Genomic DNA, 23,264 nt, shown 5'->3' on the forward strand with positions numbered 1-23,264 from the left:
CCTCGGACTTTCCCATGCCATTCCACGAGGCTGTCAGGGCCGAATATGGCGTTTTCTGGAGGACGATTCGCTAGCGAGGCGCCCTTCTTCAATCTTTGTGCGGCTGCTACATAATTCCGAACTTCCCGATACCGAACAAAATGAACTAGCTCGTCGGATTCTGGCCGACCTAGAGTCGGAGCGACGCTGGGATGTGTTATTTGAACAGTCACAGGAGTTGTTGGCTCAGCTTGCCGAGGAGGCATTAGCCGAACATCGGGCCGGAAGGACTAAGATTCTTAACTCCAATAACAAGCGGAATTTGGACTTAAATTAAGGGGCTTCCTTTGAATTATAACTTACCTGAAAATTGGCCTTTACCAACCGAATACCTGATGGAATTAGGACGGATATCAGTTTTATTTGGTGCCCTTGAGTCTGACGTAAATCTAGCCATAAGCAAGCTTTCTGGTTACGAGCAAATCTTAGATTGGAGATCGGCAGTAGTTACGGCTCATACGAACTTCAAGCAGCGAATTGATATTCTTGAAACCCTTTGCCATGAACTTCATGATGAATTCCCACAACTCGGTAACTATAGGGAGGTCGTTAAAAAAATTAAGCGCGTGCAAGGAGAGAGAAATAAATACATGCACACTTCACTTATATATGATAAATCCAATAATGAAATATATGCCTCCTCTTTAAGTGCGCGAGGCCAAATGAAGCCTCGCGTAGAAAAAGTTTCTGTTGAAGAAATGCGCGAACTAAGCGCGAATATCCATATTGCTTTGCTTGATCTGCACGAGTTAATTACTCAGGCTAAATACCCCCCGATATGGAAATATCAAATCAAACTTCTGCCTAGTTTAGGTGCGCTGTACGTGCCACTCAATGTCCCAGATTCGCATGACGTACCCCAAGAAAGGAAAAATCATGACCTCCACCCCCAACGTCCACGAACACGAAATCCGCAAATTCGGCGCCCTGGCCGAGCGCTGGTGGGATCCCACCGGCGAATTCAAAACCCTGCACGCGGTCAACCCGCTGCGGCTGCAATTCATCCGCTCGTTCGCCGACCTCGAAGGCAAGCGCATCGTGGATGTGGGCTGCGGCGGCGGCATCCTTAGCGAAGGACTGGCGCGGGCCGGGGCCAGCGTGATGGGCATCGACCTGGGCGCGGAACTGCTGGAAGTGGCCGACCTGCACGGCCTGGAATCCGGCGTCACGGTGAAATACCACCGCGTCCCCGTCGAAACCCTCGCCGAGGAGCAACCCGCCAGCTTCGACCACGTCACCTGCATGGAGATGCTCGAACACGTCCCCGACCCCGCATCCATCGTGCGGGCCTGCGCCAAACTGGTGAAGCCGGGCGGGCGGGTGTTCTTCTCCACCCTCAACCGCAACCTTAAGGCGTACCTGCTCTCCATCGTCGCGGCGGAATACCTGCTTAAGATGATCCCCAAGGGCACCCACGACTTCTCCACCTTCATCCGCCCGTCCGAATTGAGCCATTGGGCGCGGGACGCCGGGCTGGATTTGCTCGGCATGGAAGGCATCGTCTACAACCCGCTGACCCAGCAATTCAACCTGAGCCGCCGCGACATCGACGTGAACTACCTCGCGGCCTACACGAGGCCGGAAGAATGACCGGGACGGTACCCCAACCGCCCGTGACCGCCGTGCTGTTCGACCTGGACGGCACCTTGTTGGACACCGCGCCGGACCTGATCTTCGCCCTCAACGGCGCACTGGCGGAAGCGGGCCTGCCGACCTGCCCGGCGGACGAGGTGAAGCCGTACATTTCCGGCGGTGGCCGGGCCATGCTGACTTACGCGCTGGCCCGCCCCACCGCGAGCGCCAAAGACCAATTCTGCTGCGTGCCCCGCACCGCTGGCCCGGGCGAGGAAGATTTCGAGCGTCTATTGCGACGGATGCTGAATATCTATCAGGTTCACCTCGCCGACCGGACTCGCCTCTTCGACGGCATGGAAACCGTGCTGGATAGCCTCGACGAACGCGGCCTGCCGTGGGGCATTGTCACCAACAAAACCAGCCGCTTCACCGACCCGCTGGCGGAAGCGCTGAATCTCGCCGCCCGCACCGCCTGCATCATCAGCGGCGACACCACGCCGGAAAAGAAACCCCACCCCCTGCCCCTGCTGGAAGCCAGCCGCCGCCTGGGCCACGACCCCGCCCGCTGCGTCTTCATCGGCGACGCGGCCAAGGACATGGAAGCCGGGCGCCGGGCGGGCATGACGACCTTGACCGCGTTGTACGGCTACATCCCGGCGGATTACGATGCGGAAATCTGGGGCGCGGATGGCTGGCTCAACGACCCCGAGGACTTGCTCATTTGGCTGGACGGAGGAACCACACCATGAATGGATTACCCCTGAATAACCGCACCGTGCTGATTACCGGGGCGACTGGCGCCTTGGGATCGGTGGCCGCCAAGGCGTGCGCCCGCGCCGGGGCCACCGTGGTGCTGCTGGGCCGGACCATCCCTAAATTGGAAAAGCTGTACGACGAGATCGTCGCCGACGGTGGCCCGCAGCCCGCCATCTACCCGCTGGACTTGGCGGGCGCGGCGGAGAAGGATTACCTGGACTTGGCGACCATCCTGGAACAGGAACTCGGTGCCCTGCACGGACTCGTGCATTGCGCCGCCGAAATCAGCCATCTGGGACCGCTGGCCGACATAGACGGCGAACGCTGGGTGCGCTTGTTGCATGTCAACCTCACCGCGCCCTTCCTGCTGACCCGCGAATTGCTGCCGCTGTTGGTCAAGTCGGGCGGTGGCTCGGTCGTGTTCACGGGCGATTCCGCCGTCGGATCGGGCAAGGCTTACTGGGGCGCTTACGGCGTGGCGAAGATCGGCCTGGATGGCTACGCCCGCATCTTGGCGGACGAGACCGAGAGCTTCGGACTCAAGGTCCACGTCTTCACCCCCGGCCCCATGCGCAGCCCGATCCGGCACAAGGCCTATCCCGGCGAAAACCGCGCCGCGCTGGCCGACCCGGCGGTCCACGGGGAGCGCATCGTGGCATTGCTCAGTCCAACAAATTCATCGAAAACAAATTTCGGTTTGAAACCTCCCCCTTTAGGGGGATAGAGTTTATTTTAGAGAGGGATAACCTTTTCCAAATTCGCCCCATCAGGGACGTGGATTGAAACCCGCTTGAGATTTGTATGTACGGTTACGGTAGAGAAAGCATCGTCCTGAAACGGGACGTCAACGTGGTTCAAATCCCCGAGGGCACGCCCAGCGTGCTGAACGCCGGGCATTTGGTGACGCTTTATCAATCCTTGGGCGGCAATTACACCGTCACCACGGAACTGGGCTACATGGTCCGCATCGCTGGCAACGACGCCGACGCGCTGGGCAAGGAGCCGCCGATTCTCAGCCATCTGGAATGCGGCATTGACCCGGAGACGGTGGAGAAAAATGTCTGGGAAGTGCTGAAAACCATCTACGACCCGGAAATCCCGGTCAATATTGTCGATTTGGGGCTGGTCTATCACTGCAAGGTCACGCCCACGGAGAACGGCGACAACGACGTGCATATCATCATGACCCTCACCGCGCCCGGCTGCGGCATGGGTCCGGTGCTGCAATACGACGCCGAGGCGGCGGTGAAGAATCTGCCCGGCGTGGGCAAGGTCAACGTCGAGGTGGTGTTCGATCCGCCCTGGGGGCGCGACATGATGTCGGAGGTGGCTAAGGTGCAGTTGGGGATGATTTGAATTCGGGCGGGGGCGGTTTCACGCCGCTTCCGCCTTGCCGACCCCCGGCCAAGCAATCACCAGCGCCAACAAGCTGAACCCCGCCGCCGCCGTATACAGCCAATGCGGACCCCATGCCTCCCAGGCGTAACCGCTCAACAAACTCCCCAACGCCCCGCCCAGACCGAAGCTCAGGCTGCTATATAGAGCCTGCCCCTTGGCGTGATGCGCCCCCCGGAAATAGTGATGAATCAAGTGGATCGACACCGCGTGGACGGCCCCGAAACTGGCGGCGTGCAGCACTTGCGCCAGCAATAGCAGCTCCAGGTGATCGACGCCCCAGGCGATCAGCAGCCAGCGGACCACGCTGAGGGCTAGGCTTCCCAGCAGGATGCCCCGCGTCCCGACCCGATGCAGCAGCCGATGGAACACCATGAACAAGGCGATCTCCGCCAACACCCCCAAGGCCCACAACTGGCCGGTGTCGCCCCGGTTGAAGCCGTGGTCTTCCAGGTAGACCGAGAAGAACACGTAATACGGCCCGTGGGCCATTTGCAGCAGCACGCTCGCCACGAAGAACGCCATCACCCCACGCCGCTTAAGAATGCCGGCCATGGAGCCGTGGCCCTCGCCGTGGTTCTCCCGCCCGGAGGCCGGCACCAACAGGCTGTTCAGCCACAATCCGCCGAACAGCAGCGCGACCGCCTCCGGCAAATAAGCCACCGGCAGCAGGCCATCGAAGGCCCGGCCCAAACCGGCCACGGTGGCGATGAAGCCAATCGAACCCCACATCCGCACCCGGCTGTAGCGGTGGGGGGCGCGGTGCAGGTGGCCTAGGGTGACGGTCTCGACCAAGGGCATGATGGCGTTCATGAAGAAGCTGAACACCAGCATGACCAGCGCCATTTCCATGAAGCCCACCGACCAGAACATCCCGGCGAAGCTCGCCACGGTCAGGAACGCCGCCCAGCGGATCAGCCGCAACGAGCGGCCCGTGCGGTCGGCCAGCCAGCCCCACAGGTTCGGGGATACCACCTTGGTGGCGGCGGGCAGCGCCATGATTTGGCCGATTTGGATGGGATCGAAGCCCATCCCCTCCAAGTAAATCGGCCAGTACGGCAGGATGGCGCCCAGGGCGCAGAAGTAGAAGAAATAGACGCCGGACAGTCGGATGTACGGCAACTTGGCGGGTGGGTATGGCAAACAACTTCCCCTGTGATCCCGTGGGAGTGGCCTTCAGGCCACGACTACAAACAGTCGTGGTCTGAAGGCCACTCCCACAAATGGCTTACGGCGCTTGTGACGGGATGGGCCGCAAGTCTACCCGGACATCGCCGCATTGGGCGCGATGGCGCAAGGCGTGGTCCAACAGCACGATGGCCATCATGGCCTCGGCGATGGGCGTGGCGCGGATGCCGACACTGGGATCGTGGCGCCCGGTGGTGATGACCTCGACCGGCTCGCCCCGCAGATTCACCGAGCGGCCCGGCAGGCGCAGGCTGGACGTGGGTTTCAAGGCGATGCTGGCGAGGATGTCCTGGCCGGAGGAAATACCGCCGAGAATCCCGCCCGCGTGGTTGCTCAAGAAACCTTCGGGGGTGATTTCGTCGCGGAACTCGGTGCCCTTGGCCTCGACGCAGCCGAAGCCACCGCCGATTTCCACGCCCTTCACGGCGTTGATGCTCATCAGTGCGTAGGCCAGTTCGGCGTCGAGCCGGTCGAAGATCGGCTCGCCCCAGCCGGGCGGCACGCCGGTCGCGACCACGTTGACGCGGGCGCCGATGGAATCGCCCTCCTTCCGCAGGGCGTCCATGTAGGCTTCCAATTCCGGCACCTGGTCCGGGTTCGGGCAGAAGAACGGGTTGTCGTCGATGCCGTCCCAGCTCACGAAGTCGATCTTGATGGGGCCGAGTTGCGCCAGATAGCCGCGCACGTCCACGCCGAATTTTTCCCGCAGATATTTCTTGGCGATGGACCCCGCCGCGACCCGCATGGCGGTTTCCCGCGCCGACGAGCGCCCGCCGCCCCGATAGTCGCGGAAGCCGTACTTCATGTGGTAGGGGTAGTCGGCGTGGGCGGGCCGGAATTGCTCGGAAATGTTGCCGTAGTCCTTGGAGCGCTGGTCCACGTTCTCGATGAGCAAGCCAATGGGCGTGCCGGTGGTTTTGCCTTCGAACACGCCGGACAAAATCCGCACCTCGTCCGGCTCGCGGCGCTGGGTGGTGTGGCGGGATTTGCCGGGGCGGCGGCGGTCCAGATCGGGTTGAAGATCGGCCTCCGATAGTTCGAGGCCCGGCGGGCAGCCGTCCACGATGCAGCCGATGGCGGGTCCGTGGCTTTCGCCGAAGGAGGTGATAGTGAAGAGTTTGCCGAGGGTGTTGCCTGACATGGAGAAAAGAAAAGTTAGAAAATTTCAAAATAGAAAAACCGATTATGCGCTGCCTAACAAGCCGACTTAGCTGGACTCACGCGGCGCGGGCGGCTGGTCGATAGAGGGGGCGCAAATGCTCCGGCAGATACTCCGCCGGATAATGACCGGCCCGGAGCTTACCCAAATGCCACCACCAATATTCGAGCGGCTGGGTCGGATCGTCAGCGAGCAGATAAGGTGCCACATAATCCAAGTCCATTAGGAACTCCAAGGCACCCGCGTCAATCTCGGCCAACTCGGCGCGTTCGCCCGCCGATAAATCCAGCGCCGCCAGTTTTTCGCGTTCCTGCCGCAAGGACAGCCCTTCACCGACTTCCAAGGCGGTATCAACCTGCCAACGGTAATTCTTCAGGCGAACAGAGTAGCGATAGTCCATAGCGGTGTCTCCAGGTTTTCCAAATCTTGCTCAGTGGGCCGGTAAACGGTGATCCTGAATCCCCGCGAATCAATGATGGCCCAGCGCCCGGCCAACTGTGAATGAATGATATAGCGCTCACCAATCGGATGCACGGTAGCGTCTTTATCCCGTAGAACCGCCTCGAATCGCTCATCCAACTCCTCCGGGGAACGAAGCGGATCATCCCATTGATACTTGTACTTAAAGTAGTGCCAGAGTCGGCTATCAATCCGCTACTGCTTGGATATCAGCTCATTCAAAAACGCGCCAACTTCCGGGATATGCCGATAATCCCGGAGCGCATCCAAGGTGTGCTGCGCCATTCTGCCTTGCGGCTTAATGCGGCTGACAGGCCAGACCCGTTGATGCCGCGCTTCGCCAATAGCCTGCCGAGCTTTTGATCTTTCTTCCATTGCGCGGATTCCCCCACCCAATCTCCGCTCAAATCGCCCCCGCCGCCCGCAACCGCGCCGCCACCGCCTCCGCCAGCAGCCGATAGCCCGCCCCGTTGGGATGGACCGAATCGGACTTGAGCGCGTTGTCGCGGATGATCTGGCTCAGCGTGTCCGGCTCGAAAGGAATGCCGAACTCCTCGGCGATTTGCCCGTAGAACGTCGGCGGCGAAAATAGGATGCCGAACTTGGGCACGCCAATCAGCACGACGCCGATGCCGCGCTCCTGGGCAAGCCGGATCATTGCCCGGACGTTGTTGGCGGCACCTTGTTCACCCAGGTTTTTTAGGAAATCATTCCCGCCGTGGCAGAGAATCAGCAACTTCGGCTGCACTTCGTCCAACACGCCCGGCAAACGCGCCAAGCCATCCGCGCTGATTTCGCCCGGAATGCCGACGTTTACCACCTCGCGGCCTATCAAGCCTTGCAGCACCGCCGGATAGCTTTGCTCCGGGTTGGCGCCAGTGCCGTAAGTCAGGCTGTCGCCGAACGCCAGGATCTTCGCGTCGGTCGGCAAGTTCGGCAACTTTGGGCCGGAGCCGCATGACGTCAAACAAGTCAACCACGCCACCATGCCAAACACCCGCCACCAACCCAGCATTTCATTCCCCTTCACCATCGCGCCCACCTCACGCGGCCCGGAATGATTCGGCGAAATCATTCACCTGTTCCGCGGTCAGCAGAAACACGCCCTCCCCGCCCCGCTCGAAATCCAGCCAGCAAAACGGCACGTCGGGATAGGCCGCCATCAAAGGCTCGGCGGCGCTGCCCACTTCCACCACCAAAATGCCGTTAGGTTTCAGGTGGCGATGGGCCTCCCGCAGAATTCTTCGCACGCAATTCAAGCCATCCGGCCCGGATTCCAAACCCATGCGCGGTTCGGCGTGATATTCGGGCGCTAAGGCTTGCCATTCCGGGAGGCTGACATAGGGCGGGTTGCTGACGATCAAGTCGTAGCGCTGATTCCCCAGCCCGCTATAAACATCCGACTCCACCGCCCGCACCCGTTCGCCAAGCTCAAACTTGTCGATATTGATGTGCGCGACGGCCAAGGCGTCGAAAGAAATGTCGGCGGCATCCACCCGTGCCTCGGGGAAGGCGTGGGCGCAGGCGATGGCGATGCAAGCGCTGCCGGCGCAAAGGTCGAGGATGTCGGTGACTTGCTCGGCGTCCAGCCAGGGCGCGAACTGGTTTTCGATCAACTCGGCGATGGGCGAGCGCGGCACCAGCACCCGCTCATCCACGTAGAACGACAGGCCGCAGAATGGCGCTTCGTGGGTGAGGTAGGCCAGCGGCTTGCGTTCGGCGACGCGGCGCTCGATCAGGGTCAGCACTGCTTCCCGTTCCTCCGGCACCAGCTTGGCCTCGAAGTAACCACCAGGCAGGTCATAGGGTAGGTGCAAGGTGTGCAGCACCAAGGCAGCGGCTTCGTCGAGCGGCCCAGCCGTGCCGTGACCGTAGAACAAACCTGCTTCGGTGAAGCGGCTGGCAGCGTAGCGGACGTAATCGCGCAGAGTGGCGAGGGTTTCCAGGGTGGTTTGGCGGTTGTTCATGTTGGTTGATTGGGGAGTTATCTGGCTTAACAAAAAGCGGAGTGGATTCTGGGAATTCTCAGCTACTTCGATCTTTCTGAATTTGACGGTGTCCCCACCCGAGCTATGTTGGCTTCGTACATCACGGATAAAGCCCCACGCCCCGCAATCCCGCCATCTCATCCAACCCAAACATCAGATTGAAATTCTGCACCGCCTGCCCCGCCGCGCCCTTCACCAGATTGTCGATCACCGACAGCACCACCACGATATTGCCCCCCATGGGTCGATGCACGGCAATCTGGCAGCGGTTCACGCCGCGCACGTTGCGGGTATCCGGGTGCGAACCCGCTGGCAACACATCCACGAACGGCTCGTCCCGATAGCGCGCCTCATAAAGCGCCTGCAAATCGGGGGCCGCGCCCTCGGCCAAATCGGCGTACACCGTCGCGTGAATGCCCCGGATCATCGGAATCAAATGCGGCACGAAAGTCAGGCCCACCGGCCCGCCCGTCACCCGCTCCAAGCCCTGACGGATTTCCGGCCAATGCCGATGACCCTTGACGCTGTACGCCTTGAGGCTTTCCCCGGTCTCGCTCATCAAAATGGGAATCTCCGCCTTGCGCCCGGCCCCGCTTACGCCGGATTTCACGTCGGCGATGATCCGCTCGGGGCGGATGGCGCCCGCTTCCAACAACGGCAATAGCCCAAGCTGCACGGAGGTCGGATAGCAGCCGGGGCAGGCCACCAGCCGCGCCGATTTCACGGCTTCCCGGTTCACTTCCGGCAAGCCGTAGACCGCTTCCTCCAGCAACTCGGGGCAGGCGTGCGGTTCGCCGTACCAGTGTTCCCACACCGCCGGGTCTTTCAGGCGGAAATCGGCGGCCAGGTCGATGACCTTGACGCCCCGCGCCAACAGGCCGGGCGCCATCCGCATCGCGGTGCCGTTGGGTGTGGCGAAGAACACGGCATCACAACCGGAGAGCGCGTCAAGGTTAGGCTCGACGAATACCGTCCCGATATGGCCGCGCAGGTTGGGGTAAATCTCATCGACCCGCTTGCCCGCGTCGCCTCGCGAGGTGACGGCGACGATTTCGGCCTCAGGGTGTAGGGCCAAAATGCGCAGCAACTCCACGCCGGTATAGCCGGTGCCGCCGACGATGCCTACTCGGATCATGCGTGTTTCCTCGTGTTTGGGTGTTGGGTAGGTCGGGCTTTAGCCCGATCCGGAGCCGTGTTTAGGTCAGGCTAAAGCCCGACCTACAAAGCTTAACGATCCGCAATGACGGTGCAAGCGATCCGCCGCTCACGGCGTGGCCCGTCGAATTCGTAGAAGGCGATAGTTTGCCAGCGGGACAGGCCCAGCCGACCGTGGATGAGGGTGATGATTTCGCGCATGGGTCACTCGCCGGAAACGCCAAGCCAAGAGAGCTTGGGCTTAAGTAAACCGTCCCGCGTTGGAGCGCAAGGCAAACCTTGCGCTCCGGCGAATGGCTTAAAGTGATGGCGACGGCGCGGAAACGGGGCCGGGTTACTGAGCGCTGGCCTTGGTATGCTCGTCGAAGGCTTCCACCTTGATCTTCAACTTCTGCCCCGGCTTGAACGTCACCACACGGCGGGCGGTGATGGGGATTTCCTCGCCGGTCTTGGGATTCCGGCCCGGTCGCTGGCTCTTGTCGCGCAGATCGAAATTGCCGAAGCCGGACAACTTGACCGAGCGGCCATCGGCCAGCGCGGTTTTGACCTCTTCAAAGAACTGATCCACCAAATCTTTAGCGTCCTTCTTGTTGATGCCCAACTCGAAGAACAGCTTTTCGACCATATCAGCCTTGGTTAACGCCATGGTTCAATCCCTCAGTTTGGCGGCGAATTGGTTCGCCAAGCTTGCCAACACGTCGGCCACTGCCGTGTCCACGCGGGCGTCGGTCAAGGTTTCGGAATCGTCCTGCCAGAACAGGCCCAGCGCCACGCTCTTCTTGCCAGCTTCCACGCCCTGCCCCCGGTACACGTCGAACACCACAACCTCGCGGAGCAGGCCACTGCCCTGCCCTTCTGCGGCGGCAATCAGGCGATCCACCCGGACGGACTCATCGACAATGACGGCGATGTCGCGGCGCACCATGGGGAACTTGGACAGGGGCTTGAACTTGGGCACGCGCCGCTGGAGCAGCACGTCTTGATCCAGTTCGAACAGGAACACGTTGCGCTCGAAACCGAGTTGCTTCTCCAGGCGTGGATGCAACATGCCGATCCAGCCCAGCGGTTCGCCGTCGAGGTGGATTTCGGCGGTCTGGCCGGGATGCAGCGCCGAATGGGTGCCAGCGACGAAACTCAGCACGCTTGATCGGCCCGTTAGCCGCACGATGGCTTCCACATCGGCCTTGAGGTCGTAGAAATCGACGGGGCGTTGCTTCTCGCCCCATTGCTCTTCCAACACCGCGCCCATGACCAGACCGGCGATGGACTTACGCTGTTCGATGGTGTCGCGTTGCGCGAACTTTAGGCCGGATTCAAACAGACGCACCCGGTCCTGCTGGCGATAGCTGTTCTTCAAGGCCGCGTCCAACAGCCCCACCCACAAGCCAGTGCGCATCACGGCCAGTTCGGCGGAAATGGGGTTCTTGAGGGCCAGTTGGGGAATTTCCGGTTCGATCAGCGCTTGCAGCCCCGGCTCGACGAAGCTGTAGGTAATCGCCTCCTGATAGCCCCGGTCCACCAGCAAATCCTTGGCGCGGTCGAGTTCCAACTGCTCCTCGGACACCGGGCGCATCGCGGCGGGAATGGTCGGATGGCGCCGGGGCAAATGGTCGTAGCCATAGACCCGGCCCAGTTCCTCGATCAAATCGGCCTCAATGGCGATGTCGAAGCGGAAACCGGGCGGCGTCACCCGCCAACCTTCGGGCGTCGCTTCGGGGCTTAAGCCTAAGCGGGCCAGGATGTCGGCCACGCGGGCGGGTTCGATGTCCAGGCCCAACAGCTTGCTGATACGGCTGGCGCGGAGCAGGATGGGTTCGCGCTTGGGCAAGCGTCCGGGACTGACGGCCTCCACCACCGGCCCGGCCTCACCGCCCGCGATGGCGAGAATCAACCCGCTGGCCCGTTCGATGGCCCGTGCCTGCATGTCGGGATCGACGCCGCGCTCGAAGCGGTGGGAGGAATCGGTGTTCAGGCCGTAGCGACGGGCTTTGCCCATGATCGCGGTGGGCGAGAAGAAGGCGCATTCCAGGAAGATGTCGGCGGTGGTCTCGCTGACGGCGGATTCGCTGCCGCCCATCACGCCAGCCAAAGCGAGGGATTTACTCGCATCGGCAATCACCAGCGCGTCGTCGTGCAGCTCCAATTCTTGATCGTTCAGCAGGCGCAGCTTTTCACCGGCCTGGGCATAGCGGACCCGGATGCCGCCGCCCAGCTTGGCCGCGTCGAAGGCGTGCAAGGGCTGGCCCATTTCCAGCAGGACGTAATTGGTGACATCCACCACGGCGTCCAACGAACGCAGCCCGGAACGGCGCAGGCGCTCCTTCATCCATAACGGGGTCGGGGCGTTGCGGGATACGCCCTTGATATAGCGTCCGAGGTAGCGCGGGCAGGCTTCGGGGGCTTCGATCTGCACCGGCAGGATGGCGTCGGTCGTGACGGTCACGGGCTGAATATCGGGACCATTCAAGTCCAAGCCGTTGAGCAGGGCGACCTCGCGGGCGATGCCCTCAACACTCAGGCAATCGGCCCGGTTGGGCGTCAAATCGACTTCGAGGATGGCATCTTCCAGCTTGAGATAGTCACGCAGATCGGCCCCGGTCGGCGCATCGGCGGGCAATTCCAGCAAGCCCGACGCGCTGTCGTCGATGCCCAATTCCTTGGACGAACACATCATGCCGAAGGACGCCACGCCGCGCAGTTCCGAACGCTTGATTTGGAGGCCGCCCGGCAATTCCGCGCCTTCCAAAGCCAAAGGCGCTTTCATCCCGGCGCGCGCGTTGGGGGCGCCGCAGACGATTTGCAGGGGTTCGGCCAAACCGGCGGCGACCCGGCAAACCTTGAGCCGGTCGGCCTGGGGGTGGGGCGTGGTTTCCAGGATTTCGCCCACCACCACGCCGCTGAAAGCACCGGCGGCGGGTTCGGACCCGCCCACTTCCAGACCCGCCATGGTCAGTTGATGGACCAGTTCGGGCGTCGTGATGGGGGGATTGACGTATTCTCGTAGCCAGGCTTCGCTGAAGCGCATAGGGACAGCCGTGTGTGATTCTTAGAAGGCGGCGAACTGCTTGAGGAACTTGAGATCGTTCTCGAAGAACAGCCGAAGGTCGTTGATGCCGTAGCGGAGCATGGCGAGGCGCTCCACACCCAGGCCGAAAGCAAAGCCGGTGTAGCGCTCGGAGTCGATATTGACGAACTCGAACACCTTGGGATGGACCATGCCGCAGCCCATCACTTCCAGCCAGCCGCTCTGCTTGCACACCCGGCAACCGCCGCCACCACAGATGACGCATTGGATATCGACTTCGGCGGATGGCTCGGTGAATGGGAAATAAGACGGGCGGAACCGCACCTGCATGTCCTTCTCGAAGAACAGGGTCAGGAACTCGTACAGGATGCCGCGCAGGTCGGCGAAGCTGACATTCTCATCGACCAGGAAGCCTTCCACCTGATGGAACATCGGGGTGTGGGTCAGGTCGGAATCGCAGCGGTACACCCGACCCGGAGCAATCACCCGCAGGGGCGGCGTGCGCGATTCCATGATCCGCACCTGCACCGGGGAGGTATGGGTACGCAGCAGGGTGTGTTCGTCGAAATAGAAGGTGTCGTGCATGGCCCGAGCCGGATGGGAACTCGGGATGTTGAGGGCTTCGAAGTTGTGGTAATCGTCCTCGACTTCCGGGCCTTCGACGATTTCAAAGCCGACATTGGCGAACAATTGCGAGATACGCCGCAGGGTCAAAGTGACCGGATGCAAGCCGCCGGTGCGTTGGCCCCGGCCCGGCAAGGTCACGTCGATGGTTTCGCGGGCGAGGCGCCGCTCCAGTTCGGCCACTTCCAGCGCGGACTTGCGGGCTTCCAGGTCGGCGGAAAACTGATCTTTGGCGCAGTTGATGAGGGCACCGGCTTCCTTGCGCTGCTCGGGCGGGAGCTTGCCCAATTCTTTCATGCGCTCAGTGAACAGCCCTTTCTTGCCAAGGTACTGAACCCGGACCTGATCCAATTTGATGAGGGTATCGGCCTCGGCCAGTTCCCTTTGCGCCTGTACGAGTGCCTCTTCAAGGGATGCCATGACTAGCCTTGCCTATGGGAACGACGGTATTGCGAGGGGGGATACGGGAAAGAGCTGTGGGAAGCGTCTTTCCCGAAAGAATCGGCTCAGAGATTAGCCCTGAGCGATTTTGGCCAGTTCGGCGAAGGCGTCCTTGTCGCGCACCGCCAAATCGGCCAGCACCTTGCGGTCGATTTCGACGGAAGCTTTCTTGAGGCCGTTCATGAAGCGGCTATAAGACAGACCAAATTCGCGGGCGGCGGCGTTGATGCGGACGATCCACAGCGCACGGAACTGACGCTTCCTCTGGCGGCGGTCGCGGTAGGCATATTGGCCTGCCTTGATAACGGCCTGCTTGGCAACGCGATAAACGCGGCTGCGGGCACCGTAATAACCTTTGGCCTGCTTGAGCACCTTCTTGTGGCGGGCTCTCGCAGTGACCCCCCGTTTAACTCTTGGCATGGGACCCTCTTCTTTCTAGGTCAGATAATAAAACTTAGCTATACGGCAACAAACGGGACGCGCTCTTCACATCCGAAGCGTGCAGCATATTCGGGCTGCGCAACTGGCGTTTCCGCTTGGTGGTCTTCTTGGTCAGAATGTGACGGCGGTGCGAATGATTGCACTTGAAACCACCAGACGCGGTTTTCTTGAAACGTTTTGCTGCGCCGCGATTGGTTTTCAACTTCGGCATGATACTCTCCGGTTAAACTTTGGAATCAGGTTTTCTTCTTTTTTGGCGCAAGCGTCATACTCATTTGCTTGCCTTCCATTTTGGGGAACTGCTCGACGGTCGCGTGCTCGATTAAATCGGTCTCAATCCTTTTCAGCAGTTCCATGCCTAGATCCTTATGGCTTAATTCCCGACCACGAAAGCGCACGGTTACTTTGGCTTTATCGCCTTCCGTTAGAAAACGGATAAGGCTGCGCATCTTGACCTGATAATCGCCTTCGTCGGTACCAGGACGGAATTTGACTTCCTTGACCTGAATCTGCTTTTGCTTTTTCTTGGCGACCTGAAGCTTTTTATTTTGCTCGAATCGGAATTTTCCATAATCCATGATTCGGCAAACGGGCGGATCGGCGCCGGGCGAAATCTCGACCAAATCCAACTCGGCCTCGTAAGCCATTTGTTTGGCTTCCCGACTCGAGACAACCCCGACCTGCCTGCCTTCCGCATCGATCAATCTGACGCTAGGCGTCATGATCTCGTCGTTCAGGCGCGGCTCTTTTCTTTCGGCACTGATATCCTATTCCTCCAAAGTCGATTATTGAGCCACAGCGCGGCTTGCCACTTCTTCGGTAAGCGTTTGAATCAGACTCGGCAAATCGAAACTGCCCAAATCCTTGCCTTTCTGGGTACGCATGGAAATGGTGCGGGATTCGACTTCTTTATCACCGACGATGAGGAGATAAGGCACGCGCTGCATGGAATGCCCGCGGATTTTAAAGCCGATCTTCTCATTTCTCAAGTCGGTTTCGACCCTTAACCCTTGCGCCCGCAATTCCGCTACCACGGTTTCCGCATATTCGGCTTGCGCGTCGGTGATATTCATAACCACGGCCTGGACGGGCGCGAGCCACAGCGGGAAATACCCGGCGAAATGCTCAATCAGAATCCCGATGAACCGCTCCATGGAACCCAAAATGGCGCGATGCAGCATGACCGGAGTCCGCTTGGAACCATCCTCGGCCACGTATACGGCACTGAGCCGCTCAGGCATGGAGAAGTCCACTTGAATCGTGCCGCATTGCCACACCCGGTCCAGGCAGTCGGCCAGGGAAAATTCTATCTTCGGCCCGTAGAACGCGCCCTCGCCTGGTTGCAACCGGAAGGCGATGCCCTTGCTATTCAGGGCGACTTCGAGGGCTGCTTCGGCCTTGTCCCATACCTCGTCGGAACCCACCCGCTGGGCGGGCCGGGTCGAAAGCTTCACCAATACTTTGTGGAAGCCAAAATCCGCGTAAACCTTGCGCAGCAAGTCGATGAAGCGGGACACTTCATCCTGAATCTGCTCCTCGGCGCAGAAAATATGCGCGTCGTCCTGAGTGAAGCCGCGCACCCGCATGATGCCGTGCAGCACGCCGGACAACTCATTGCGATGGCAGGAGCCGAATTCGGCCAAGCGCAACGGCAGTTCGCGGTAGCTCTTCAAGCCTTGGTTGTACACCTGGATATGGCAGGGACAATTCATCGGCTTGATGGCGTAGTCCCGCGATTCCGACTTGGTGGTGAACATCTCGGCCTGGAACTTATCCCAGTGCCCGGACCTTTCCCACAGGGTACGAGAGACGACCAGCGGCGTGCGGATTTCCTGATAGCCGTTGTCGCGGAACACGCCGCGCATGTATTGCTCGACCACCTGCCACAGCACCCAGCCCTTGGGATGCCAGAACACCATGCCCGGCGCTTCTTCCTGCAAGTGAAACAGGTCCAGCGTCTTGGCGATTTTGCGGTGGTCGCGCCGCTCGGCTTCTTCCAGCCGATGCAGGTATTCTTTGAGGTCTTTCTTGTCCGTCCAAGCCGTACCGTAGATGCGTTGCAGCATCTCGTTGCGGGAATCGCCGCGCCAGTAAGCGCCCGCGATTTTCATCAGCTTGAAGGCCCGCAACTTGCCGGTATCCGGCACATGCGGACCCCGGCACAGGTCGGTGAAATCGCCTTGGGTGTAGAGCGAAATGTCCTGCCCGGCGGGAATGTCGCGGATGATTTCAGCCTTGTAGGCTTCGCCCAGCCCGGTGAAGAACTCGATGGCTTGATCCCGTGGCATGACTTCCCGCTTCACGGGGATCACCTGGGCCGACAGTTCCTCCATCCTTTTTTCGATGGCGGCGAGGTCTTCCGGCGTGAAGGGGCGCTCGAAAGAAAAATCGTAATAGAAGCCGTTGTCCACTACCGGACCAATGGTCACTTGGGCTTTTGGGTATAACGACTTGACGGCTTGGGCCAACAAGTGAGCGGTGGAGTGGCGGACAACCTCCAGCCCGTCCGCATCGCGACCCGTCACCAGGGCGACAGCGGAATCGGCTTCGATGGTGTGGGATAAATCGACCAACTTGCCATCGACGCGACCGGCCAAGGCCGCTTTCGCCAACCCTGGACCAATGGACTCAGCCACTTCCATGAGCGTGACCGCACGATCAAAATCGCGGGTCGAACCATCGGGCAGCGTTATCACGGGCATGAACTTAAAACCTCGCTAACAAAAAAAGCATCGCCATGCGATGCTTTTCTTTAGGATTTGGTAGGCGCGATTGGACTCGAACCAACGACCCCCACCATGTCAAGGTGGTGCTCTAACCAACTGAGCTACGCGCCTGCAATCAAGAGCGGCGATTATAATGAGCTTTTTCGTGAAAGCCAATACTTGTTTTCAACGGACGCATACCCTGGCCTGGGCATGGTCTAATCGGGCACCCCATTTCCACCCGGAACATATCCCGCGTCGGGCTTGGGCCTTATCCATTCCCGCGCTGACCAAGCGCCCTCAACAACCGCAATTCAAGGGTGGCGAAATGGACACGAAAACAAACAGCCGTTACCTCCAAGCCTCATTATCGACAGCCTCGGCGGGGTTTTGGTGGCTATTGATTTCCCTTGCGCTGGTCGGCTGTAACGCCAGCCCTTTCTCCGCTCAACTGCGTAAGGACGCCAAGCGCCAGCCCTCGTTCGCCGAAATCAGCGCCAACCCCGAAGCCCACAAAGGCCAAACTGTGCTGCTAGGTGGCAGCATCGTGCAGGCCACCAACCAGACCAAGGCGACTGAACTCGAAATCCTGCAAAAACCCTTGGACAGCTTCGACGACCGCCCCGAGGACACGGACCAATCGTTTGGCCGATTCCTGGCGCGATGCCCCGGCTTTCTGGATTCGGCCATCTACGTCAAGGGTCGGGAAGTCACCATCGCCGGGGAAATCCAAGGCCGCGAGGAGCGCCCCCTCGATCAAACCCAATACCCTTACCCGGTCGTGAACTGCCGCCAAATCCACTTGTGGCCTAACCAGCCCCAAGGCGGCTATTACTACCCGTATTACTACGGCGGCGGGGGTCCATGGGGACGTGGTTGGCCCGGCTATTACCCTTATTGGTATCCGTATTGGTAGCCGGCCATCCAGCCCCCACCCCATGAAACCCGGCCCATTCTCTTTCCCATCCGGCCGCCTTGCGCTGGCCGCATTCGCCTTCGTGCTGTTTCAACTGGTCGGCTGCGTGTCAGCCTTGTCCGGGGAAAGCCTGCGCCAAGTTTCGCCGGGCGTCACCTTGGGCGAGGTGGTCGAAGTGCCCGAACACCACATTGGACAGGTCATCCTAGTCGCTGGAAACATCCTCCGCGTCGAGAACCGCCCGGATGGCACCCGGCTGGAAATTCTCGGCTATCCCACCTCAAAGAGCGGCTTCCCCAACACCAGTGACCCGGCTCTTGGGCGCGTGTCCCTGCTGTATCCCGGCTATCTCGACCGCTTGATTTACCAGCCGGGCCGACGGGTCTCCGCAGCCGGACGGGTGATTGGCACCCTTCCCGCCACCACTGGTGCCCCACCGCAACCGTTGTTGCGCCCCTTGGAACTGGCCTTGCTGCCCGAGTCCCCGACCTATTACTCGCCCATTCATGTTGGCATTGGGTTCTCGTTCGGGTTTTAGCGGGTTGTAGGCCGGACTTAAGTCCGGCCTACGGCTATGGGACCGTTTCCTCCGTCCCGCCGCCCTGCCCCATCGCCATCATCGCCGCCCGCAACCGGAACTGCGCCGCCAAACTCTTGGGATTCCACCGCAACGCCTCGTTAGCCCGCTCATAAACAGTCTGCGGGCTGAGCGGCGGCTGGGTGTCGAGTTGGTCGAGGATGTCCGACGCGGCGATGTCCGCCACGTTCAAGTCGCGGAGGCGGCGGGCCGTGTCCAGTGAGCCCGCGTCGGTCGAACCCGGCACCGCGCCTTCGTCTATGGGCGATAAATGCTGTTGCAGGAACGGCACCAGCATCATGGCCCGGCGGCCCCGCCAGTCGTAATCGCTGACACTGTAGGAAAGTTGCAGCCGGTCGTCGGTCCATTCCTCCGCCGGGGCAACATCCGCCAGCGCCGAGAGTTCCGGCCCCGCCGCCAGGAATCCGGCCAGGAACACCGGAAACCGCGTCAGCACGTAGTTCGAGCCGCCCCAGTAATACATGTCCAAATCATCCCGCAGGCCAAGCTCCGTCACGGTCTGGACAAAGCTTAGCGGCGACGGGCGGCGGGTTTCGCCCTTGAAGCCGATCAACAGCAGCTCTTCGGTGTTGTACCAGAGCCGCGCATTGGGAAAGACCGCGAGGAAGGTTTTCAGCACGCTGGCGAATTCCGCCGGACGCAGGAAGCTCAGCGGCACGAACTGGACGATCATGCCGTCCTGGCGCAAGCGGGCGTGGACTTCCCGGTAGAACTCGCGGGTGTAGAACACGCCCACGCCGGGCCGGTCCAGTTGCCCGATTTCCACCGACACCACATCGTATTGCCGCCCGGTGTGCTTGAGGTAATTGCGCCCATCCTCACGGATCAACCGCACCCGTGGATCGTCCATCCAAGCCGAGGCGAAATGCTTGCGGGTGAAGTCGAACAGCCGGGGTTCGATGTCCACGATATGCAGTTGCTCGATGCCATAGCGCAGAAACCGCCCCGCCGTGGTCCCCGCCCCCAGGCCGACCACCAGCACCTCCTTGGCGTCGGGGTAATGCAGCATCGGGACGTGGGCCACCATGATTTGATAATTGCGATGCTCGACGCCCTGCCATAGCCGGTCGATGAGCAGTGTTTTCACCTGTTTGCGCTGGACCACGGCGAGATTGGAGTTATAGCCCTCGACCAAATCCAGCAGCACATCGCCGTCGTTCATGAAGTCATGGGGCACCCGGACCGGGGAGAAGGTCAGCAGAGTTAGCCATAGAGCGGCGGCAAGCACTGTAGCGGTCGCAAACTTAGGAATTGGTGAAAAATAACTTCCCGGAATCCGTAGGTCGGACTTCAGTCCGACCTGTCGGGCTAAAGCCCGACCTACAATGAGGCGGGATGAATTCGGGAAATTATTTGCGGCCATATCTTTAAGAACGGAAAGAGCCTCAGGAGCTATATTGCTACTGCCCCACATCCCCAACCCCGCCGCCAAAATCCCGCCCCCCGCCGCCGCATAAATCGCCGCATCCAGCCCCAACCACGGCAGCAATCCATAGCCCGTGACGAGCGAGCCGACAATGCAGCCGAGAATATTCAGCGCGGTCATGTAGCCGATATCGCGGGGTGCCCGGCGCGGATCGTGGGCGACGACGCGGTTAAGCAGCGGGAAACACGCCCCGGCGACCAGGGCGGGCGGCAGCATCAGCAACACGTAGGGCAGCACGCCCCACGGAATCAGCGAGCGCCAGAACTCGGCGGGCAAATGGGTCAGCCCCAAGGTCAACGCCGCCGCGACGGCCTGCAATCCGGCGAAGGTCGTCAGCAAGCTACGTGGTCCCCGCGACCGGTCGAAGCTATGCCCCGCCGCGAGGCTCCCCAGCGCCGTCCCGGCCAGCACCACGCCCAAGGCAACCGTGTAGGTGTACACCGAGTTGCGAATGAAATGGGTGAAGAACCGCGCCCAGATCAACTCATTCGCCAAGGCGACCGCGCCAATCAGGAAGAACAGCAGCCCCGGCAGGAAACGCGGCGGGGTGTCGGCGGCGGTTTCGTCACGGGTGAGGCCAGCGCCGGATGGGTCATCCGGCAGCGGCAACGGTCCCGCCGCCATCCCCAGCCACGCGAAGCCCAGGCCGACCACCACATTCAAGCCGGCGGCGGCGTGGAGCGTGGCGTTCAAGCCCAGCGTCGGCAGCAGCAGGAACCCGGCCAGGCCGCAACCCAGCGTGGCCCCCAGCGTGTTGACGCCATACAGCCAGCCCAAATGGGTGGAAATCCGCGCCGGGTCGTGGATGGCTTGGCGGCAGAACAACGGCAAGGTGCCGCCCATGAGCAGGGTTGGCGGCAGCAACAGCAGCGTCACCAACCCGCCGCGCACGGCCAGCAGGGCACCGGAGCCGGGTTCGAAGCTTAGGTAGACGTGGCCGAACAGTGTCTCGGCCCAGTCGAACAGTTCCGGGCTGGCGTAGCCGTTCAGGGCCAGCAGCAGTTCCAGCCCCGCGCACCACAGCAGGGGTCGCCGCGCCGCCGTGCCGATGCACCCGAACAGCCAGCTTCCCAGGCCCAGCCCCAGGAAGAACACGGCGAGGACGGTGGACAGGGCCAGGGCGCTGGACCCGAAGGCGAAGGAGGATTGCCGTATCCAGGCGATTTCGTAGACGAGGCTGGCGAGGCCGGAAAGGAAGACGAGGGGGTAAATCAAGCGGGGAGTTCCTGTGGCAGCTTTACTTGGAAGGCGGGGTAGCGTAACGCAAAGCGGTGTGTTTTTTCGCTGCCACCCGGCCCCGGCTGCCGTCAAACAGCGTCACCCCGCTGTTGGTGCGTTTCCCCGCCGCCACCAATCCCCATACAAATCAGCCATATAGCGCCATCCGTTCAGGTATTTTCGAACACCCCCTGACAACAGCGTTAAACCTGATTATAATGCGCGGCTGTTGGAGAGGTGGCCGAGTGGTCGAAGGCGCACGACTGGAAATCGTGTATACGGAAACGTATCGAGGGTTCGAATCCCTCTCTCTCCGCCAATCTCCTTGACCGGAGAAGTCCGGGAAAGTCCATCAAACCCGCGTGCTACAATGCATTGCGGGTTTTTTGTTGTCCGAAGAAATCCGGGTAAAACCGGCTACAGCCGGGCCATTGTGGGGGCACAAATGGGGGCATAGACCCCCGGTCGAAGGGCAGATGCCCCCAAGCCTTTACCCAAAACACGAATTCATGCCCCCGTTTCCCTGAACATGCGGGTTCCAGCGCATGGGCTGGGGGCATATCCGGGCACAAATCCCCGCCGGTTTTTCCATCAAGAGCAACCAGCACCCAAGGGGAAACTATGCCTCTCACCGACACGGCGATAAGAAACGCCAAGCCTGGAATCGCGCCATCCGGCAAGCCCACCGATAAGCCCTACCGGCTGGCGGACGCGGCGGGCCTGTATCTCGAAGTCACTCCCAAGGGCGGGAAGTATTGGCGGCTCAAGTACCGCTTCGACGGCAAGGAAAAGCGTCTGGCCTTGGGCGTGTACCCGGAAGTCACCTTGAAGGAGGCGCGGGACAAGCGCGACGAAGCCCGCAAGCTGCTATCCCAAGGCATCGACCCGAGCGCCGAGCGGAAGGCCACCAAGACGGCGACTTCCGAATCCTTTGAAGCCATCTACCGGGAATGGCTGGAACGGTTTTCCCCCCGCTGGGCAGCAAGCCACAAACTCAATGTCATGCGCCGTATCGAGAAGGACATTCTTCCTTGGCTGGGGAAGCGGCCTATCGCGGAACTGAAAGCCCCGGAATTGCTGGCGGCATTGCGGCGGATCGAGGACCGGGGGGCGCTGGAATCGGCGCACCGCACCAAGCAGGCCGTGGGGCAGGTGTTCCGCTTCGCCGTGGCGACGGGCCGGGCGGAGCGCGACCCGACCGCCGACCTTCGCGGCGCTCTGCCCCCTTCGGACCAAGGGCAACTTCGCGGCCATCACGGAACCCAAGGCGATAGGCGAACTGTTGCGGGCCATCGACGGCTACGAGGGTTCGTTCATCGTGCGTTGCGCCTTGCGGCTGGCCCCCTTGGTGTTTGTCCGGCCTAGCGAGTTGCGCGGGGCGGAGTGGTCCGAGTTCGACCTTGAGCGGGCCGAGTGGCGGATTCCTGCCGCCCGCATGAAGATGAAGGATGCGCATATCGTGCCGCTGTCTACGCAAGCCCTGGCGGTTCTGGAGGAGCTTCACCCCATGACCGGCGCGGGGCGGTTCTTGTTTCCGGGTGAGCGCTCAGAGGATCGGCCTATGAGCAATGGCACGGTGAACGCGGCGCTGCGACGGATGGGCTACGGTTCCGATGAAATGACCGGGCATGGCTTCCGGGCCATGGCCTGTTCCATCTTGAATGAACAGGGGTGGAACCGGGACGCCATCGAACGCCAGCTTGCCCATGCGGAACGGAACAAGGTCCGGGCGGCATACAATCGGACGGAACACCTGCCGGAGCGGCGGCGGATGATGCAGGGATGGGCGGATTATCTGGACGGCTTGAAGAACGGGGCGAAGGTCATCCCGCTCAAGCGCGGCGCTCAATGATGGGCTTCCGCACGACATTCTTTTTTCGGACTGGGCCAGCGGTAAGGGCTTCCGCCCGCCCTTCCTGGCACCGTGGGCGCGGGCTTACGCGGCCTTGTCCCAGCCGGTTGCCGTGGCCTTGAACAGCATCCGGGCGTCGTTCTCGCAGCGGTCGGTGTGGTTGAGGCGTTCCACCAGTTCCCGGTAGTTGTCGTTCCGGTTGATGGCGGTTTGCCGGTAGATGTGCCGGAACAGGAAATCCACGTCGGGCTTGAGCGCGTCGGCCTTCTCCCACAGGGCCACGGTTTGCGCTTCCTTGCCCATC

Annotated in this window: 26 protein-coding genes and 2 tRNA genes; 10 read left to right on the top strand and 18 right to left on the bottom strand. The window is 61.1% G+C overall.

The features are described from left to right. The 5 genes from ACXWUF_RS03735 to sufT all read left to right on the top strand — a co-directional run. The coding region (locus tag ACXWUF_RS03735; RefSeq protein ID WP_458493317.1) for a hypothetical protein at nt 1-316 on the top strand (316 nt) is incomplete at its 5' end. Nucleotides 317-915: 599 nt separating this feature from the next. Continuing rightward, nucleotides 916-1,629, top strand: coding sequence for a bifunctional 2-polyprenyl-6-hydroxyphenol methylase/3-demethylubiquinol 3-O-methyltransferase UbiG (gene ubiG, locus ACXWUF_RS03740; protein WP_458493318.1), 714 nt, complete (start codon nt 916-918; stop codon nt 1,627-1,629). Continuing rightward, on the top strand, nt 1,626-2,363 hold the full coding sequence (locus ACXWUF_RS03745) for an HAD family hydrolase (RefSeq protein ID WP_458493319.1): 738 nt from the start codon (nt 1,626-1,628) through the stop codon (nt 2,361-2,363). Before ubiG ends, ACXWUF_RS03745 begins: the two co-directional genes overlap by 4 nt. Next, nucleotides 2,360-3,094, top strand: a complete 735-nt coding sequence (locus ACXWUF_RS03750; protein WP_458493320.1) for an SDR family NAD(P)-dependent oxidoreductase — start codon at nt 2,360-2,362, stop codon at nt 3,092-3,094. Before ACXWUF_RS03745 ends, ACXWUF_RS03750 begins: the two co-directional genes overlap by 4 nt. 77 nt (nt 3,095-3,171) lie before the next feature. Next, the gene (sufT, locus tag ACXWUF_RS03755; RefSeq protein ID WP_458493321.1) at nt 3,172-3,726 is read left to right on the top strand and encodes a putative Fe-S cluster assembly protein SufT; all 555 of its coding nucleotides are present in this window, start codon (nt 3,172-3,174) and stop codon (nt 3,724-3,726) included. 18 nt (nt 3,727-3,744) lie between these two features. On the opposite strand, the gene ACXWUF_RS03760 is transcribed toward sufT, so the two are convergent. The 16 genes from ACXWUF_RS03760 to ACXWUF_RS03835 form a co-directional block, all read right to left on the bottom strand. After that, nucleotides 3,745-4,908, bottom strand: coding sequence for an MFS transporter (locus ACXWUF_RS03760; RefSeq protein ID WP_458493322.1), 1,164 nt, complete (start codon nt 4,906-4,908; stop codon nt 3,745-3,747). 85 nt (nt 4,909-4,993) lie between these two features. Next, nucleotides 4,994-6,094, bottom strand: a complete 1,101-nt coding sequence (gene aroC / locus ACXWUF_RS03765) for a chorismate synthase (protein WP_458493323.1) — start codon at nt 6,092-6,094, stop codon at nt 4,994-4,996. A gap of 76 nt (nt 6,095-6,170) precedes the next feature. After that, a complete protein-coding gene (locus ACXWUF_RS03770) occupies nt 6,171-6,512 on the bottom strand; it encodes a hypothetical protein (protein ID WP_458493324.1) in 342 nt (113 codons plus the stop codon). A 254-nt stretch (nt 6,513-6,766) separates the two neighbouring features. After that, complete coding sequence (locus ACXWUF_RS03775; protein WP_458493325.1) at nt 6,767-6,946, bottom strand: hypothetical protein; 180 nt, start codon at nt 6,944-6,946, stop codon at nt 6,767-6,769. A 28-nt stretch (nt 6,947-6,974) separates the two neighbouring features. Beyond that, nucleotides 6,975-7,646 (bottom strand): arylesterase, encoded by a 672-nt coding sequence (locus ACXWUF_RS03780; RefSeq protein ID WP_458493326.1) that lies wholly within the window; start codon nt 7,644-7,646, stop codon nt 6,975-6,977. Next, a complete protein-coding gene (gene prmB, locus ACXWUF_RS03785; protein ID WP_458493327.1) occupies nt 7,615-8,538 on the bottom strand; it encodes a 50S ribosomal protein L3 N(5)-glutamine methyltransferase in 924 nt (307 codons plus the stop codon). Before prmB ends, ACXWUF_RS03780 begins: the two co-directional genes overlap by 32 nt. 121 nt (nt 8,539-8,659) lie before the next feature. Further along, nucleotides 8,660-9,694 carry an N-acetyl-gamma-glutamyl-phosphate reductase gene (gene argC / locus ACXWUF_RS03790; protein WP_458493328.1) on the bottom strand — a complete coding sequence of 345 codons (1,035 nt, stop codon included), beginning with the start codon at nt 9,692-9,694 and terminating at the stop codon, nt 8,660-8,662. 92 nt (nt 9,695-9,786) lie between these two features. Beyond that, the gene (locus tag ACXWUF_RS03795) at nt 9,787-9,915 is read right to left on the bottom strand and encodes a YjbQ family protein (protein ID WP_458493329.1); all 129 of its coding nucleotides are present in this window, start codon (nt 9,913-9,915) and stop codon (nt 9,787-9,789) included. A 133-nt stretch (nt 9,916-10,048) separates the two neighbouring features. Beyond that, nucleotides 10,049-10,360 (bottom strand): integration host factor subunit alpha, encoded by a 312-nt coding sequence (locus ACXWUF_RS03800; RefSeq protein WP_458493330.1) that lies wholly within the window; start codon nt 10,358-10,360, stop codon nt 10,049-10,051. A gap of 3 nt (nt 10,361-10,363) precedes the next feature. Further along, complete coding sequence (pheT, locus tag ACXWUF_RS03805) at nt 10,364-12,739, bottom strand: phenylalanine--tRNA ligase subunit beta (RefSeq protein ID WP_458493331.1); 2,376 nt, start codon at nt 12,737-12,739, stop codon at nt 10,364-10,366. A gap of 21 nt (nt 12,740-12,760) precedes the next feature. After that, nucleotides 12,761-13,783 (bottom strand): phenylalanine--tRNA ligase subunit alpha, encoded by a 1,023-nt coding sequence (gene pheS, locus ACXWUF_RS03810; protein ID WP_458493332.1) that lies wholly within the window; start codon nt 13,781-13,783, stop codon nt 12,761-12,763. Nucleotides 13,784-13,876: 93 nt separating this feature from the next. After that, nucleotides 13,877-14,224 carry a 50S ribosomal protein L20 gene (gene rplT, locus ACXWUF_RS03815; protein ID WP_458493333.1) on the bottom strand — a complete coding sequence of 116 codons (348 nt, stop codon included), beginning with the start codon at nt 14,222-14,224 and terminating at the stop codon, nt 13,877-13,879. 34 nt (nt 14,225-14,258) lie between these two features. Next, the gene (gene rpmI, locus ACXWUF_RS03820; RefSeq protein WP_458493334.1) at nt 14,259-14,456 is read right to left on the bottom strand and encodes a 50S ribosomal protein L35; all 198 of its coding nucleotides are present in this window, start codon (nt 14,454-14,456) and stop codon (nt 14,259-14,261) included. A 25-nt stretch (nt 14,457-14,481) separates the two neighbouring features. Further along, complete coding sequence (infC, locus tag ACXWUF_RS03825) at nt 14,482-15,009, bottom strand: translation initiation factor IF-3 (RefSeq protein ID WP_458493342.1); 528 nt, start codon at nt 15,007-15,009, stop codon at nt 14,482-14,484. 21 nt (nt 15,010-15,030) lie between these two features. Next, a complete protein-coding gene (gene thrS / locus ACXWUF_RS03830) occupies nt 15,031-16,947 on the bottom strand; it encodes a threonine--tRNA ligase (protein ID WP_458493335.1) in 1,917 nt (638 codons plus the stop codon). A 58-nt stretch (nt 16,948-17,005) separates the two neighbouring features. After that, nucleotides 17,006-17,082: transfer RNA gene (locus tag ACXWUF_RS03835), tRNA-Val, on the bottom strand. A gap of 196 nt (nt 17,083-17,278) precedes the next feature. Between ACXWUF_RS03835 and ACXWUF_RS03840 the strand changes: the two genes are divergently transcribed. Together ACXWUF_RS03840 and ACXWUF_RS03845 are read left to right on the top strand one after the other, a co-directional pair. Beyond that, on the top strand, nt 17,279-17,866 hold the full coding sequence (locus ACXWUF_RS03840) for a Slp family lipoprotein (RefSeq protein ID WP_458493336.1): 588 nt from the start codon (nt 17,279-17,281) through the stop codon (nt 17,864-17,866). Nucleotides 17,867-17,948: 82 nt separating this feature from the next. Continuing rightward, nucleotides 17,949-18,404 (top strand): Slp family lipoprotein, encoded by a 456-nt coding sequence (locus ACXWUF_RS03845; RefSeq protein ID WP_458493337.1) that lies wholly within the window; start codon nt 17,949-17,951, stop codon nt 18,402-18,404. Nucleotides 18,405-18,438: 34 nt separating this feature from the next. On the opposite strand, the gene ACXWUF_RS03850 is transcribed toward ACXWUF_RS03845, so the two are convergent. Then, nucleotides 18,439-21,105 (bottom strand): fused MFS/spermidine synthase, encoded by a 2,667-nt coding sequence (locus ACXWUF_RS03850; protein WP_458493338.1) that lies wholly within the window; start codon nt 21,103-21,105, stop codon nt 18,439-18,441. A 234-nt stretch (nt 21,106-21,339) separates the two neighbouring features. Here ACXWUF_RS03850 and ACXWUF_RS03855 point away from each other — a divergent pair. From ACXWUF_RS03855 to ACXWUF_RS03865, 3 genes are all read left to right on the top strand, one after another. After that, a tRNA-Ser gene (locus ACXWUF_RS03855) sits at nt 21,340-21,427 on the top strand. A 302-nt stretch (nt 21,428-21,729) separates the two neighbouring features. Continuing rightward, nucleotides 21,730-22,473, top strand: coding sequence for a tyrosine-type recombinase/integrase (locus ACXWUF_RS03860; protein WP_458493339.1), 744 nt, complete (start codon nt 21,730-21,732; stop codon nt 22,471-22,473). Next, the gene (locus ACXWUF_RS03865) at nt 22,391-22,960 is read left to right on the top strand and encodes a tyrosine-type recombinase/integrase (protein WP_458493340.1); all 570 of its coding nucleotides are present in this window, start codon (nt 22,391-22,393) and stop codon (nt 22,958-22,960) included. Before ACXWUF_RS03860 ends, ACXWUF_RS03865 begins: the two co-directional genes overlap by 83 nt. Nucleotides 22,961-23,044: 84 nt before the next feature. Here the strand turns inward: ACXWUF_RS03865 and ACXWUF_RS03870 are convergent. Continuing rightward, nucleotides 23,045-23,264 (bottom strand): hypothetical protein (locus ACXWUF_RS03870; RefSeq protein ID WP_458493341.1); only part of this gene is annotated, 220 nt, incomplete at its 5' end.

It is taken from the genome of Methylomagnum sp., from assembly GCF_054333355.1.

Coding starts and splice junctions, on each gene's coding strand:
- ACXWUF_RS03745 (WP_458493319.1), top strand. CDS start 1,626: ATGACCGGGACGGTACCCCAACCGCCCGTGACCGCCGTGCTGTTCGAC.
- rpmI (WP_458493334.1), bottom strand. CDS start 14,456: ATGCCGAAGTTGAAAACCAATCGCGGCGCAGCAAAACGTTTCAAGAAA.
- ACXWUF_RS03860 (WP_458493339.1), top strand. CDS start 21,730: ATGCCTCTCACCGACACGGCGATAAGAAACGCCAAGCCTGGAATCGCG.
- ACXWUF_RS03840 (WP_458493336.1), top strand. CDS start 17,279: ATGGACACGAAAACAAACAGCCGTTACCTCCAAGCCTCATTATCGACA.
- ACXWUF_RS03750 (WP_458493320.1), top strand. CDS start 2,360: ATGAATGGATTACCCCTGAATAACCGCACCGTGCTGATTACCGGGGCG.
- sufT (WP_458493321.1), top strand. CDS start 3,172: ATGTACGGTTACGGTAGAGAAAGCATCGTCCTGAAACGGGACGTCAAC.
- argC (WP_458493328.1), bottom strand. CDS start 9,694: ATGATCCGAGTAGGCATCGTCGGCGGCACCGGCTATACCGGCGTGGAG.
- ACXWUF_RS03770 (WP_458493324.1), bottom strand. CDS start 6,512: ATGGACTATCGCTACTCTGTTCGCCTGAAGAATTACCGTTGGCAGGTT.
- ACXWUF_RS03775 (WP_458493325.1), bottom strand. CDS start 6,946: ATGGAAGAAAGATCAAAAGCTCGGCAGGCTATTGGCGAAGCGCGGCAT.
- ACXWUF_RS03780 (WP_458493326.1), bottom strand. CDS start 7,646: ATGATTTCGCCGAATCATTCCGGGCCGCGTGAGGTGGGCGCGATGGTG.
- ACXWUF_RS03795 (WP_458493329.1), bottom strand. CDS start 9,915: ATGCGCGAAATCATCACCCTCATCCACGGTCGGCTGGGCCTGTCCCGC.
- rplT (WP_458493333.1), bottom strand. CDS start 14,224: ATGCCAAGAGTTAAACGGGGGGTCACTGCGAGAGCCCGCCACAAGAAG.
- ACXWUF_RS03800 (WP_458493330.1), bottom strand. CDS start 10,360: ATGGCGTTAACCAAGGCTGATATGGTCGAAAAGCTGTTCTTCGAGTTG.
- prmB (WP_458493327.1), bottom strand. CDS start 8,538: ATGAACAACCGCCAAACCACCCTGGAAACCCTCGCCACTCTGCGCGAT.
- ubiG (WP_458493318.1), top strand. CDS start 916: ATGACCTCCACCCCCAACGTCCACGAACACGAAATCCGCAAATTCGGC.
- aroC (WP_458493323.1), bottom strand. CDS start 6,094: ATGTCAGGCAACACCCTCGGCAAACTCTTCACTATCACCTCCTTCGGC.
- thrS (WP_458493335.1), bottom strand. CDS start 16,947: ATGCCCGTGATAACGCTGCCCGATGGTTCGACCCGCGATTTTGATCGT.
- pheS (WP_458493332.1), bottom strand. CDS start 13,783: ATGGCATCCCTTGAAGAGGCACTCGTACAGGCGCAAAGGGAACTGGCC.
- pheT (WP_458493331.1), bottom strand. CDS start 12,739: ATGCGCTTCAGCGAAGCCTGGCTACGAGAATACGTCAATCCCCCCATC.